17 protein-coding genes are annotated in these 12,648 nt (G+C 60.7%); 8 read left to right on the top strand and 9 right to left on the bottom strand.

Annotated elements, in window-relative coordinates:
• Nucleotides 1-9: 9 nt before the first annotated feature.
• From rapZ to C4Q27_RS06355, 9 genes are all read right to left on the bottom strand, one after another.
• Nucleotides 10-864, bottom strand: coding sequence for an RNase adapter RapZ (rapZ, locus tag C4Q27_RS06395; protein ID WP_003255139.1), 855 nt, complete (start codon nucleotides 862-864; stop codon nucleotides 10-12).
• 2 nt (nucleotides 865-866) lie between these two features.
• Nucleotides 867-1,331: a PTS IIA-like nitrogen regulatory protein PtsN gene (gene ptsN, locus C4Q27_RS06390; RefSeq protein ID WP_003255137.1), complete on the bottom strand. Its 465-nt coding sequence runs from the start codon at nucleotides 1,329-1,331 to the stop codon at nucleotides 867-869.
• Between the two features lie 12 nt (nucleotides 1,332-1,343).
• A complete protein-coding gene (gene hpf / locus C4Q27_RS06385) occupies nucleotides 1,344-1,652 on the bottom strand; it encodes a ribosome hibernation-promoting factor, HPF/YfiA family (RefSeq protein WP_003255135.1) in 309 nt (102 codons plus the stop codon).
• A gap of 79 nt (nucleotides 1,653-1,731) precedes the next feature.
• Nucleotides 1,732-3,225 carry an RNA polymerase factor sigma-54 gene (locus tag C4Q27_RS06380; protein WP_003255133.1) on the bottom strand — a complete coding sequence of 498 codons (1,494 nt, stop codon included), beginning with the start codon at nucleotides 3,223-3,225 and terminating at the stop codon, nucleotides 1,732-1,734.
• A 175-nt stretch (nucleotides 3,226-3,400) separates the two neighbouring features.
• Nucleotides 3,401-4,126 carry an LPS export ABC transporter ATP-binding protein gene (gene lptB / locus C4Q27_RS06375; protein WP_003255132.1) on the bottom strand — a complete coding sequence of 242 codons (726 nt, stop codon included), beginning with the start codon at nucleotides 4,124-4,126 and terminating at the stop codon, nucleotides 3,401-3,403.
• Nucleotides 4,127-4,651, bottom strand: a complete 525-nt coding sequence (gene lptA, locus C4Q27_RS06370; RefSeq protein WP_003255131.1) for a lipopolysaccharide transport periplasmic protein LptA — start codon at nucleotides 4,649-4,651, stop codon at nucleotides 4,127-4,129.
• Nucleotides 4,638-5,210, bottom strand: coding sequence for an LPS export ABC transporter periplasmic protein LptC (gene lptC, locus C4Q27_RS06365; protein WP_104886640.1), 573 nt, complete (start codon nucleotides 5,208-5,210; stop codon nucleotides 4,638-4,640). Before lptC ends, lptA begins: the two co-directional genes overlap by 14 nt.
• Before the next feature lie 8 nt (nucleotides 5,211-5,218).
• Nucleotides 5,219-5,743, bottom strand: coding sequence for an HAD family hydrolase (locus C4Q27_RS06360; RefSeq protein WP_003255129.1), 525 nt, complete (start codon nucleotides 5,741-5,743; stop codon nucleotides 5,219-5,221).
• 12 nt (nucleotides 5,744-5,755) lie between these two features.
• Entirely contained in the window at nucleotides 5,756-6,730 is a 975-nt protein-coding gene (locus C4Q27_RS06355) for an SIS domain-containing protein (protein ID WP_003255128.1), read from the bottom strand.
• A 248-nt stretch (nucleotides 6,731-6,978) separates the two neighbouring features.
• Here C4Q27_RS06355 and C4Q27_RS06350 point away from each other — a divergent pair, with 248 nt between their 5' ends.
• From C4Q27_RS06350 to hisG, 8 genes are all read left to right on the top strand, one after another.
• The gene (locus C4Q27_RS06350) at nucleotides 6,979-7,788 is read left to right on the top strand and encodes an ATP-binding cassette domain-containing protein (RefSeq protein WP_003255127.1); all 810 of its coding nucleotides are present in this window, start codon (nucleotides 6,979-6,981) and stop codon (nucleotides 7,786-7,788) included.
• Entirely contained in the window at nucleotides 7,788-8,585 is a 798-nt protein-coding gene (gene mlaE / locus C4Q27_RS06345; RefSeq protein WP_003255125.1) for a lipid asymmetry maintenance ABC transporter permease subunit MlaE, read from the top strand. The genes C4Q27_RS06350 and mlaE overlap by 1 nt, the downstream gene beginning before the upstream one ends.
• Nucleotides 8,585-9,070 carry an outer membrane lipid asymmetry maintenance protein MlaD gene (gene mlaD, locus C4Q27_RS06340; protein WP_010952152.1) on the top strand — a complete coding sequence of 162 codons (486 nt, stop codon included), beginning with the start codon at nucleotides 8,585-8,587 and terminating at the stop codon, nucleotides 9,068-9,070. Before mlaE ends, mlaD begins: the two co-directional genes overlap by 1 nt.
• A gap of 9 nt (nucleotides 9,071-9,079) precedes the next feature.
• Entirely contained in the window at nucleotides 9,080-9,727 is a 648-nt protein-coding gene (locus tag C4Q27_RS06335; RefSeq protein ID WP_010952153.1) for a phospholipid-binding protein MlaC, read from the top strand.
• Nucleotides 9,724-10,026, top strand: coding sequence for a lipid asymmetry maintenance protein MlaB (locus C4Q27_RS06330; RefSeq protein ID WP_003255122.1), 303 nt, complete (start codon nucleotides 9,724-9,726; stop codon nucleotides 10,024-10,026). Before C4Q27_RS06335 ends, C4Q27_RS06330 begins: the two co-directional genes overlap by 4 nt.
• 117 nt (nucleotides 10,027-10,143) lie before the next feature.
• Nucleotides 10,144-10,383, top strand: a complete 240-nt coding sequence (locus tag C4Q27_RS06325) for a BolA family protein (protein ID WP_003255121.1) — start codon at nucleotides 10,144-10,146, stop codon at nucleotides 10,381-10,383.
• A gap of 23 nt (nucleotides 10,384-10,406) precedes the next feature.
• Nucleotides 10,407-11,672, top strand: coding sequence for a UDP-N-acetylglucosamine 1-carboxyvinyltransferase (gene murA / locus C4Q27_RS06320; RefSeq protein WP_003255119.1), 1,266 nt, complete (start codon nucleotides 10,407-10,409; stop codon nucleotides 11,670-11,672).
• Between the two features lie 91 nt (nucleotides 11,673-11,763).
• On the top strand, nucleotides 11,764-12,399 hold the full coding sequence (gene hisG, locus C4Q27_RS06315) for an ATP phosphoribosyltransferase (RefSeq protein ID WP_003255118.1): 636 nt from the start codon (nucleotides 11,764-11,766) through the stop codon (nucleotides 12,397-12,399).
• Nucleotides 12,400-12,648 lie beyond the last annotated feature (249 nt).

Raw genomic sequence — 12,648 nt, 5'->3', positions numbered from 1 at the left:
ATCCTTGGGCTAGAGGTCGCGATGACGGACCTGGACGTTTTTCAGGGTTTGCTGCAGCTGTTGACCAAGGCGCTCGGTGATGTACACCGAACGGTGATGGCCGCCAGTGCAGCCGATGGCAATGGTTACGTAGGCGCGGTTGCTGGCAGCGAAGCGGGGCAACCATTTGAGCAGGTAGCTGGAGATGTCGTTGTACATGTCTTCGACATCCGGTTGTGCGGCCAGGTAGTCGATCACGGGTTGATCGAGACCTGAGTGCTCACGCAGTTCTGGTTTCCAGTAGGGGTTGGGCAGGCAGCGCACGTCAAAAACCAGGTCGGCGTCGACCGGCATGCCCCGTTTGAACCCGAACGACTCGACCAGAAACGCTGTGCCAGGCTCGGGTTGGTTGAGCAGACGCAGTTTGATCGAGTCACGCAACTGGTACAGGTTCAGGTTGGTGGTGTCGATCTTCAGGTCGGCCAGGTCGGCAATGGGGCCCAACAAATCGCTTTCCACGCGGATCGCTTCCGCGAGCGAGCGGTTGGCGTTGGTCAGGGGGTGCCGCCTGCGGGTTTCCGAGAAACGCTTGAGAAGGACCTCTTCATCGGCATCCAGGTACAACACGTCGCACTGGATGTGCCGTGCGCGGGCTTCTTCAAGCAGCTCGGGAAAACGCATCAGGTGGCTGGGCAGGTTGCGTGCGTCGATCGAAACCGCCACCTTGGGCTGCAGCAATTCGGTGTTGATCAGTGCATTTTCCGCCAACTGCGGCAATAGCCCGGCTGGCAGATTGTCGATGCAATAGAAACCGCTGTCTTCCAGGACATCGAGGGCGGTGCTCTTGCCGGAGCCGGACCGGCCGCTGACGATGATCAGGCGCATGTTCAGTGCTCGTTCTGTACGTCCAGGACAACCTGGAACAGGGCCTCGTTGCTGGTGGCCGCACGCAGTCGATCACGGACCTCCTTGCGATCGAGCATGCTGGCGATCTGACGCAGAAGTTCAAGGTGGGCATCGGTGGCCGCTTCGGGCACCAGCAGCACAAACAGCAGGTCCACCGGCGCGCCATCGATGGCGTCGTAATCGATAGGCGCTTCCAGGTGCAGCAGGGCGCTGACTGGCGCAGAGCATCCTTCAAGCCGGCAGTGCGGGATGGCGATGCCATTGCCAAAACCGGTAGAACCGAGCTTTTCCCGGGCTACCAGTTTTTCGAAGACGTCCTGCATCTCCAGTTCTGGCACTTGGTCGGCGATGACAGTGGCGACCTTTTCCAGGGCGCGCTTCTTGCTGCCGCCCGGCACGTTCACGAGGGAACGGCCGGGGGTCAGGATGGTTTCAAGTCGGATCATGGATGAGGGGGATCAGCGGGCAGCTGCACCTTGCAGCAGGCTTTGCTGTTTTTCCTTGTGTTTTTTCAGTTGGCGGTCGAGCTTGTCGGCCAAGGCGTCGATCGCTGCATACATGTCTTCGTGTTCGGCGTTGGCTACCACTTCGCCGCCGGGAATCTGCAGGGTCGCCTCGACCTTCTGCTGAAGCTTCTCGACTTTCATGATTACCTGCACGTTGGTGATCTTGTCGAAGTGACTCTCCACGCGGGCGAGCTTTTCAAGCACGTAATCGCGCAGTGGCTGGGTGACTTCTACATGCTGTCCACTGATATTGACTTGCATACAGCTTCTCCTTTGTTGCCCGTGCATAAAGAGGCAGGTCTTGCACCTGCCACGAAAACGCTGTGGCACATCTCAGGGGCTACATCAGTCGCTTGCGTTCGCTCGACGGTGCGATGCCGAGGGACTCGCGGTACTTGGCGACGGTGCGACGGGCTACCTGGATGCCTTGTGCCTCCAGTAAACCAGCGATCTTGCTGTCACTCAATGGCTTTTTCTGATTTTCCGCCGCAACCAGTTTCTTGATGATCGCGCGGATCGCCGTGGACGAGCATTCTCCGCCTTCGGAGGTGCTGACATGGCTGGAGAAAAAGTATTTCAGTTCGTAGATGCCACGCGGGGTGTGCATGTATTTCTGCGTGGTAACCCGCGAGATGGTCGATTCGTGCATGCCTACGGCTTCGGCAATGTCATGCAGTACCAACGGCTTCATCGCTTCGTCGCCGTGGTCGAGGAAGCCGCGCTGGTGCTCGACGATCTGCGTGGCAACTTTCATCAGGGTTTCGTTACGGCTTTGCAGGCTCTTGATGAACCAGCGCGCTTCCTGCAGCTGGTTGCGCATGAAGGTGTTGTCGGCGCTGGTGTCGGCACGGCGCACGAAGCCGGCGTATTGTGGGTTGACGCGCAGGCGTGGGATGGCTTCCTGGTTCAGTTCTACCAGCCAACGGTCGCTGTCCTTGCGCACGATGACGTCGGGCACCACGTACTCGGGCTCGCTGGACTCGATCTGCGAACCAGGGCGCGGGTTAAGGCTTTGCACCAGTTCGATGACCTGGCGCAGTTCGTCTTCCTTGATTTTCATCCGCCGCATCAGCTGGCTGTAGTCACGGCTGCCGAGCAGGTCGATGAAATCGGTGACCAGGCGCTTGGCTTCGGTCATCCACGGGGTTGTAGCGGGCAGCTGGCGCAGTTGCAGCAACAGGCATTCGCCCAGATTGCGGGCGCCGACGCCAGCCGGCTCGAACTGCTGGATGCGGTGCAGTACGGCTTCGACCTCGTCCAGCTCGATATCCAGCTCCGGGTCGAACCCTGCGCAGATTTCTTCGAGTGTGTCTTCCAGGTAGCCCTGGCCGTTGATGCTGTCGATCAGGGTCACGGCAATCAAGCGGTCGGTGTCGGACATCGGCGCCAGGTTCAACTGCCACAGCAGGTGGCTTTGCAGGCTTTCGCCGGCCGATGTGCGCGTGGTGAAGTCCCATTCGTCATCATCGTTGCTCGGCAGGCTGCTGGCGCTGGTCTGGTAGATGTCTTCCCAGGCCGTATCGACGGGGAGCTCGTTGGGGATGCGCTCGCTCCACTCACCGTCTTCCAGGTTGTCGGCGCTGACGGTGCTTTCCTGGAAACTGTTGTCCTGAACTTCGGCGGCCGGCTTGTTCTCGGCGTTGTCGGCCATCGGGTCGCTGTTGTCGAAGTCTTCGCCGTCTTCCTGACGTTCGAGCATCGGGTTCGACTCCAGCGCTTCCTGGATTTCCTGTTGGAGGTCCAGGGTAGAGAGCTGGAGCAGGCGGATGGCCTGTTGCAACTGAGGTGTCATCGTCAGTTGCTGGCCCATTTTTAGGACGAGCGATGGTTTCATGGCAGGGGCTTAATACCTTGTTCGCCGGCGCGCATGCGCCATCCACTACACGAGGGCGCCGAAGCGCCAGATCAAGCAAGTTTTATGCCTTAAATTGTAGCGTTTGCCTAGAGTACCGTAACAACTTTACCCGCAGTCTCAGGGCTGTTTGCCAGTACTTCAGGCGCGTGCCGGGTCAGAGGCGGAACTCGTGGCCCAGGTAAACTTCTTTGACCAAGTCGTTTGCCAGGATGGTTTCAGCGTCGCCTTCGGCGATCAATCGGCCATCGTTGACGATATAAGCGGTTTCGCAGATATCCAGGGTTTCACGCACGTTGTGGTCGGTAATCAGTACGCCGATACCTTTGGCCTTGAGGTGATGGATGATCTGCTTGATGTCGCCGACCGAAATCGGGTCGACACCGGCGAACGGTTCGTCCAGCAGGATGAACTTGGGTGCGGTCGCCAGGGCGCGCGCAATTTCGACGCGGCGGCGTTCACCACCGGACAGGCTCATGCCGAGGTTGTCCCGGATGTGGCTGATGTGGAACTCCTGCAGCAGGCTTTCCAGCTCTTTGCGGCGGCCGTCCCGGTCGAGGTCCTTGCGGGTCTCGAGGATGGCCATGATGTTGTCGGCGACCGACAGCTTGCGGAAGATCGAGGCTTCCTGCGGCAGGTAGCCGATACCGGCGCGGGCGCGGCCGTGCATGGGCTGGTGGCTGACATCGAGGTTGTCGATCAGTACGCGGCCCTGTTCGGCCTGGACCAGCCCGACAATCATGTAGAAGCAGGTGGTCTTGCCGGCGCCGTTGGGGCCGAGCAGGCCGACGATCTGGCCGCTGTCGATAGACAGGCTGACATCACGTACTACCTGCCGCCCCTTGTAGCTCTTTGCCAGGTGCTGGGCTTTGAGGGTTGCCATTTACTCGGCCTTCTTCTTGGGCTGGATCACCATGTCGATGCGCTGACGGGGTGTTGTCACATTGCCACCACGGCCGGCGGTCGCCACCTGGGTCTGAGTGTTGTAGACGATCTTTTCGCCTTCGGTGGTATTGCCTTCGCTCTCGACCTTGGCGCGGTCGGTGAGAATGACCAAGTCCTTCTGCGACTGGTACTGGATGGTTACGCCCCAGCCTTTCATCTTGTCCGGCTTGGCTGCGCTCTGCTGCTGCTCGAAGTAGGCCAGGTTGCCCACCGAGGTCACTACGTCGATATCGCCAGAGGCGGAGCGGGTAATGGTCACGGTGTTGCCTTTGATCATCATCGAACCCTGAGTGATGATCACGTCGCCGGTGTAAGTGGCCACGCCTTGCTTGTCATCCAGATGAGCGTTGTCGGCCTGGATGCGGATAGGCTGGTCACGGTCGTTCGGCAGGGCGAGGGCGCTCGCGCTTCCCAGTGCTGCGCTCAGGCTGAGCAAAAGGGGGAGGGTTTTAACGAGCCTCATACTGTCCTCTTACGTTAGAGAGCAAGTCCATCTTGCCTTCTTTCAAATACGCTTTCATGCCTTTGCCCGTATTGGTGCCTCCGGCGCCGTCGATTCTAACGGCTTGCTCGGTCTGCGCATATTGCTTCTGCGGGAACACGGTCATGCGTGAGCTGGTAATGATGGTTTCACGCTGCTTTTCATCGGTGCGGGCAATCCGCACCTTGTCGATCAGCTCGACCTCGGTACCGTCAGGATTGACCTCGGCGCGCGTGCTCTGCACATGCCACGGGTACTCGGTGCCGCGGTACAGGTGCAGGTCCGGTGTGGTCACCTGGGTGACTTCGCTGGTCTTGAGGTGTTCGATTCTGTCGGCGGTCATTTCGTATTGCAGCTTGCCGTCGGGCAGGAACTGCACGCTGTGGGCGTTGATCGCGTAGTAATCGATGGCGCTTTCGTCGACCTGGGCCACGGGCTTGTCGAGGAAGCTTTCCGGGCTGACATTCCAGTAGCCAATGGCTACCAACAGGGCGGCTATCGCCCCGAGCAGCACAATGTTTCGGGCTTTCTTGCTGAGCATGGGCAGCCTTACAGGTAGTTGGCGTTGGCAGCGTCCAGGGTGCCCTGGGCCTGCATGATCAATTCGCAGAATTCACGGGCCGCGCCTTCGCCGCCACGTGCCTGGGTCACGCCGTGGGCGTGCTGGCGTACGAACGGTGCGGCGTTGGCTACGGCCATGCCCAGAGCCACTCGGCGAATCACCGGCAGGTCGGGCAGGTCGTCGCCCAGGTAAGCCACTTGATCATAGCTTAGGCCCAGTTCGGCGAGCAGGCCGTCAAGCACCACCAATTTGTCCTCCCGGCCTTGGTAGAGGTGCGGGATGCCGAGGTTACTGGCCCGGCGTTCGACCACGGGGGTCTTGCGCCCGCTGATGATCGCGGTGGTCACGCCCGAGGCCATTAGCATCTTGATGCCCTGGCCGTCGAGGGTATTGAACGTCTTGAATTCGCTGCCATCCTCGAGGAAGTACAGGCGCCCGTCGGTGAGCACGCCGTCTACGTCGAACACTGCCAGCTTGATGCCTTTGCCGCGTTGCATGAGGTCCTGGTTCATTCCATCGCTCCTTTACATTACGCCGGCGCGCAGCAGGTCATGCATGTTCAGGGCGCCGGTCGGGCGGTCTTCACGGTCCACCACCACCAGGGCGTTGATCTTGTGGTCTTCCATTATCTTCAGGGCTTCGGCGGCGAGCATGTCGGCACGCGCAGTCTTGCCATGAACGGTCATGACCTGGTCGATCAGGGTGGTGTGCACATCGATATTGCGGTCCAGGCTGCGGCGCAGGTCACCGTCGGTGAAGATCCCGGCCAGTTTGCCATCGGCTTCGACGATCACGGTCATGCCCAAACCTTTGTGGGACATTTCCAGCAGCGCGTCCTTGAGCAGGGTGCCGCGTGATACTTGAGGCAGATCGTCGCCGGCGTGCATCACGTTCTCGACCTTCAGCAGCAGGCGGCGGCCCAGCGCGCCTCCCGGGTGCGAGAAGGCGAAGTCCTCGGCGGTGAAGCCGCGGGCTTCGAGCAAGGCGATGGCCAAGGCGTCGCCCAGTACCAGCGCTGCCGTGGTGGAGGAGGTGGGGGCCAGATTCAGCGGGCAGGCCTCTTGTGCGACACGTGCGTCAAGGTTGACCTCGGCGGCCTGGGCCAGCGGCGAGTCCGGGTTGCCGGTCAGGCTGATCAGCTTGATGCCAAGGCGTTTGATGAACGGCAGCAGGGTGACGATTTCGGCGGTGCTGCCGGAGTTCGACAGCGCAAGGATGACATCATCACGGGTGATCATGCCCATGTCGCCATGGCTGGCTTCGGCCGGATGCACGAAAAACGCCGGTGTGCCGGTGCTGGCCAGGGTCGCGGCGATCTTGTTGCCGATGTGCCCGGACTTGCCCATGCCGACCACGACGACCCGGCCCTTGCTGGTCAGAATCAGTTCGCAGGCTTTGACGAAATTGTCGTCGATGCGCGCCAAAAGGGCCTCTACGGCCTCGAGTTCCAGGCGCAGAGTGCGTTGGGCGGATTGGATCAGCTCGCTGGATTGGCTCATGTCGAAAAAGCAATGCCTGATGAAAGGGCGACGATTATACGCGCAATGATGAAAACCCTCACCTCCTCGATTGCTGTAGTGAATACCACCAAAGCCTGTCCCGGGGCTGAACGACTGCTTGTCCGGCCTTGGGGCGGGGCTGTCAGCGGTGCTATAGTTCGCCGCTATTCGGCCTGTCAGGGGTGCGTGTGCCTTCCAGATGGAGGCCGGCGTCCATTAGGACGAGGCTGCATTAGCAAGGAGTCTAGATGAGTGTGGATAGCGCCTACGCGGTCGAGTTGAAGGGTGTAACCTTCAAACGTGGTTCGCGCAGCATTTTCAGCAACGTGGACATCAGCATCCCGCGCGGCAAGGTCACCGGCATCATGGGGCCATCGGGGTGCGGCAAGACCACGTTGCTCCGCCTGATGGGCGCACAGTTGCGTCCCGCGAGCGGTGAGGTATGGGTTGCCGGGCAGAACCTGCCGACGCTGTCGCGCAGCGACCTGTTCGACGCCCGCAAGCAGATGGGCGTGCTGTTCCAGAGCGGCGCGTTGTTCACCGACCTCGATGTGTTCGAGAACGTCGCGTTCCCGCTGCGCGTGCATACTCAGCTGTCGGACGAAATGATCCGTGACATCGTGTTGATGAAGCTGCAGGCCGTGGGCCTGCGCGGTGCCATCGACCTGATGCCCGACGAGCTGTCCGGTGGCATGAAGCGCCGTGTGGCACTGGCCCGGGCGATTGCCCTGGACCCGCAGATCCTCATGTACGACGAACCGTTCGTCGGCCAGGACCCGATCGCCATGGGGGTACTGGTGCGCCTGATTCGCCTGCTCAACGATGCCCTGGGCATCACCAGCATCGTGGTTTCCCATGACCTGGCAGAAACCGCCAGCATCGCCGACTACATCTACGTTGTAGGTGACGGCCAGGTGCTGGGCCAGGGGACGCCTGATGAGCTGATGGGTTCGGACAATCCACGGATCCGCCAATTCATGAAAGGCGACCCGGATGGCCCGGTTCCCTTCCACTTTCCCGCGCCTGACTACCGCGCCGACCTGCTGGGGGCGCGTTGATGCGCAGAAAATCCTTACTCGAACGTGTCCGCCTGCTGGGCCGCTCGGCAATCGACGTGCTGGCCGTGCTCGGGCGTTCGTGCCTGTTCCTGTTCCATGCGCTGGTCGGTCGCGGTGGTATTGGCGGCGGCTTCCAGTTGCTGACCAAGCAGTTGTACTCGGTGGGTGTGCTGTCGCTGGCGATCGTCGTCGTGTCCGGTGTGTTCATCGGCATGGTGCTGGCGCTGCAGGGCTACAGCATCCTGACCAAGTACGGCTCGGAGCAGGCGGTAGGGCAGATGGTCGCCCTGACCCTGCTGCGTGAACTTGGCCCGGTGGTAACGGCGTTGCTGTTCGCCGGGCGTGCCGGTTCCGCGCTGACCGCCGAAATCGGCAACATGAAGTCTACCGAGCAGTTGTCGAGCCTGGAAATGATCGGTGTCGACCCGCTCAAGTACATCGTTGCGCCACGCCTGTGGGCCGGTTTCATCTCGCTACCGCTGTTGGCGCTGATCTTCAGCGTGGTCGGTATCTGGGGTGGCTCGTGGGTGGCGGTGGACTGGCTGGGTGTCTACGAGGGCTCGTTCTGGGCCAACATGCAGAACAGTGTTTCTTTCACTGACGACGTGCTCAACGGGCTGGTCAAGAGCCTGGTGTTTGCTTTCGTCTCGACCTGGATCGCCGTATTCCAGGGGTACGACTGTGAGCCCACCTCAGAAGGGATCAGTCGTGCAACCACCAAGACCGTGGTCTATGCCTCGTTGGCAGTGCTGGGTCTGGACTTTATTCTGACCGCCTTGATGTTTGGAGATTTCTGATGCAAAACCGCACCCTGGAAATCGGTGTCGGCCTGTTCCTCCTGGCCGGGATCCTGGCGCTGCTGCTGCTGGCCCTGCGTGTCAGCGGGCTGTCGGCCAGCCCGAGCAGCGATACCTATAAAGTTTATGCTTACTTCGACAATATCGCCGGTTTGACGGTCAGAGCTAAAGTGACCATGGCCGGTGTGACCATCGGCAAGGTCACCGCCATCGATCTGGACCGTGATTCCTACACCGGTCGGGTGACGTTGCAGCTGGACAAGTCGGTCGATAACCTGCCGACCGACTCCACTGCCTCGATCCTGACCGCCGGTTTGCTTGGCGAGAAGTACATCGGCATCAGCGTTGGCGGTGAAGACGAAGTGCTCAAGGATGGTGCAACCATCCATGACACACAGTCGGCACTGGTGCTGGAGGATCTGATTGGCAAGTTCCTGCTCAACTCTGTTGGCAAGGAACCGAAAGAAGCGCAACCGGCTAATTAAGGAGTACCCATGATTTCGATCCTGCGACGTGGCTTGCTGGTGCTGCTGGCGGCCTTCCCCCTGCTGGCCCTGGCTGTGCAGACACCGCACGAAGTGGTTCAAAGCACCACCAATGAACTGCTCGGCGACCTCAAGGCCAACAAGGAGCAGTACAAGTCCAACCCCAACGCCTTCTATGACTCGCTCAACCGCATTCTCGGCCCGGTGGTGGATGCCGACGGTATCTCGCGCAGCATCATGACCGTGAAATACTCCCGCAAGGCGACCCCGGAGCAGATGCAGCGCTTCCAGGAAAACTTCAAGCGCAGCCTGATGCAGTTCTATGGCAATGCCTTGCTCGAGTACAACAACCAGGGCATCACTGTCGACCCGGCTAAAGCCGATGACGGCAAGCGCGCCAGTGTCGGCATGAAGGTTACCGGCAACAACGGTGCCGTGTACCCCGTGCAGTACACCCTGGAGAACATTGGCGGCGAGTGGAAGGTGCGTAACGTGATCGTCAACGGCATCAACATCGGCAAGCTGTTCCGTGACCAGTTCGCCGATGCCATGCAGCGTAACGGCAATGACCTGGACAAGACCATCGACGGCTGGGCCGGCGAAGTGGCCAAGGCCAAGCAGGCTGCCGACAACTCGCCAGAGAAGAGCGTCAAATGAGTGAGGCCGCTGTAAGCATGGCAGAGCCGGGCGTGCTGCGTCTGGCTGGCGTGCTGGACTACCGCAGCGGCCCGGCCTTGCGCAAGCAAGGCAAGGTGCTGATCGATGGCTCGCGCGAGCCGCGACTGGTGCTTGATTGCTCGGCTGTCGAGAAGTCGTCGAGTGTCGGCTTGTCGCTGCTGCTTGCGTACATGCGGGATGCTCAGGCCACTGGCAAGGCGTGCGAAGTGCGTGGCATGCCTGACGACATGCGGGAAATTGCCGAGGTCTATGATCTCGATGAAGTGCTGGCAAGCTAGTGGCCAGGCACGGATGATGGCCCCTCGGTCAGCGAAGCCTTCGTTGGGCTTCGCAGGCGAGGGGCTTTTTTGTATGATGGCCGACCCGTGCGCATCGGGCGCCGATTGAGGTTGAGCATGCAGGCCGTAGAAGTTAAAAGCTTCCTTGAAGAGAAATTGCCGGGTTCCCGGGTCGAAGTTGAAGGCGAAGGCTGCAACTTCCAGTTGAACGTGATCAGCGACGAGTTGGCTGGCCTGAGTCCGGTCAAACGCCAGCAGGCGATCTATGCTCACCTGAATCCGTGGATCGCCAATGGCAGCATCCATGCGGTAACCATGAAATTTTTCAGCAGCGCAGCCTGGGCTGAGCGCACCTGAGCCAACTTGGCGGCGAGACTCCAATGGACAAACTGATTATTACTGGCGGCGCTCGCCTTGACGGCGAGATCCGCATTTCGGGCGCGAAGAACGCAGCCCTGCCGATTCTGGCAGCGACCCTGCTGGCCGATGGCCCGGTCACCGTGGGCAACCTGCCGCACCTGCACGACATCACCACCATGATCGAGCTGTTCGGGCGCATGGGCATCGAGCCTGTGATCGACGAAAAGCTGTCGGTGGAGATCGATCCACGCACCATCAAGACCCTGGTCGCGCCGTACGAGCTGGTCAAGACCATGCGCGCCTCGATCCTGGTGCTGGGCCCGATGGTTGCCCGTTTCGGCGAGGCCGAAGTGGCCCTGCCTGGCGGTTGCGCCATTGGTTCGCGCCCGGTCGATCTGCACATCCGTGGCCTTGAGGCCATGGGGGCGAAGATCGAAGTGGAAGGCGGCTACATCAAGGCCAAGGCGCCTGAAGGTGGCCTGCGTGGCGCGCACTTCTTCTTCGACACCGTCAGCGTGACCGGTACCGAGAACATCATGATGGCCGCTGCCTTGGCCAAGGGCCGCAGCGTGTTGCAGAACGCCGCGCGTGAGCCTGAAGTAGTCGACCTGGCCAACTTCATCAACGCCATGGGCGGGAACATTCAGGGCGCCGGTACCGACACCATCACCATCGATGGTGTCGAACGACTGGATTCGGCCAACTACCGCGTGATGCCGGACCGCATCGAGACCGGTACCTACCTGGTTGCCGCCGCCGTGACCGGTGGCCGCGTCAAGGTCAAGGACACCGACCCTACCATCCTTGAAGCCGTGCTTGAAAAGCTCAAGGAAGCGGGTGCCGACATCAACACTGGCGAAGACTGGATCGAACTGGACATGCATGGCAAGCGGCCGAAAGCCGTCAACCTGCGTACTGCCCCGTATCCGGCGTTCCCGACCGACATGCAGGCGCAGTTCATCTCGCTGAATGCCATTGCCGAAGGCACTGGCGCGGTAATCGAGACCATCTTCGAAAACCGCTTCATGCATGTTTACGAAATGCACCGCATGGGCGCGCAGATCCAGGTCGAAGGCAACACCGCCATCGTCACTGGCGTCAAGGCGCTGAAGGGTGCCCCGGTCATGGCCACCGACCTCCGTGCTTCCGCCAGCCTGGTGCTGTCGGCGCTGGTTGCTGAAGGCGATACCCTGATCGATCGCATCTACCACATCGACCGTGGTTACGAGTGCATCGAGGAAAAACTGCAGATGCTCGGCGCGAAAATCCGCCGCGTACCGGGCTAGTACCCCGCGGGTGCAAGGACGCACCTTTTGAATTGAATGCGGCCAGGTCGATGACCTGGCCGGCAGCAGCCGCTTAAGGACCGACGTTCCAATGTTGACCATCGCGCTTTCCAAAGGCCGTATTCTCGACGATACCTTGCCGTTGCTCGCCGAGGCCGGCATCGTGCCGACCGAAAATCCGGACAAGAGCCGCAAACTGATCATCCCCACCACGCAGGACGATGTACGCCTGCTGATCGTGCGTGCCACCGACGTGCCGACCTATGTCGAGCATGGCGCTGCCGACCTGGGTGTGGCCGGCAAGGACGTGCTGATGGAGTACGGCGGCCAGGGCCTGTATGAGCCCCTGGACCTGCAGATTGCCCAATGCAAGCTGATGACCGCGGGCGTAGTCGGCGCAGCCGAGCCCAAGGGCCGCCTGCGTGTGGCAACCAAGTTCGTCAACGTAGCCAAGCGTTACTATGCCGAACAAGGTCGCCAGGTCGACATCATCAAGCTGTATGGCTCGATGGAGCTGGCGCCTCTGATCAACCTTGCCGACAAGATCATCGACGTGGTCGACACCGGCAACACCCTGCGTGCCAACGGCCTGGAGCCCCAGGAACTGATCGCCACGATCAGCTCGCGCCTGGTGGTCAACAAAGCCTCCATGAAAATGCAGCACGCCCGTATCCAGAGCCTGATCGACACGCTGCGTCAAGCGGTCGAATCGCGACACCGCGGTTGACTCCTGCGCGCGACCTTCGCTGTCGCGCCCGTCTATCCGCGTCATAGCCATTTTTCTCGGGTGCCCGCGCGGATGGACTGGTAGCTTGGGATTGTGCGAAAAGTCGCCGAGCGGCGATCATGCAAGAACGAAAACAGGCGAGGAACGGCCGGGGTCGCGCCCGACTTTGCTGGTTGCAAATGAGCATTCCGAGCCTGTTTTTAACGTAGCATGATCGTCGCGCAGGCACTTTTCGCACAATCCCCTAGG

The sequence above is a fragment of the Pseudomonas sp. SWI36 genome (genome assembly GCF_002948105.1).
GTDB lineage: Bacteria > Pseudomonadota > Gammaproteobacteria > Pseudomonadales > Pseudomonadaceae > Aquipseudomonas > Aquipseudomonas alloputida.
Note: the sequence above shows the minus strand (reverse complement) of the source record. Positions and strands in the feature narration are given on the sequence as shown.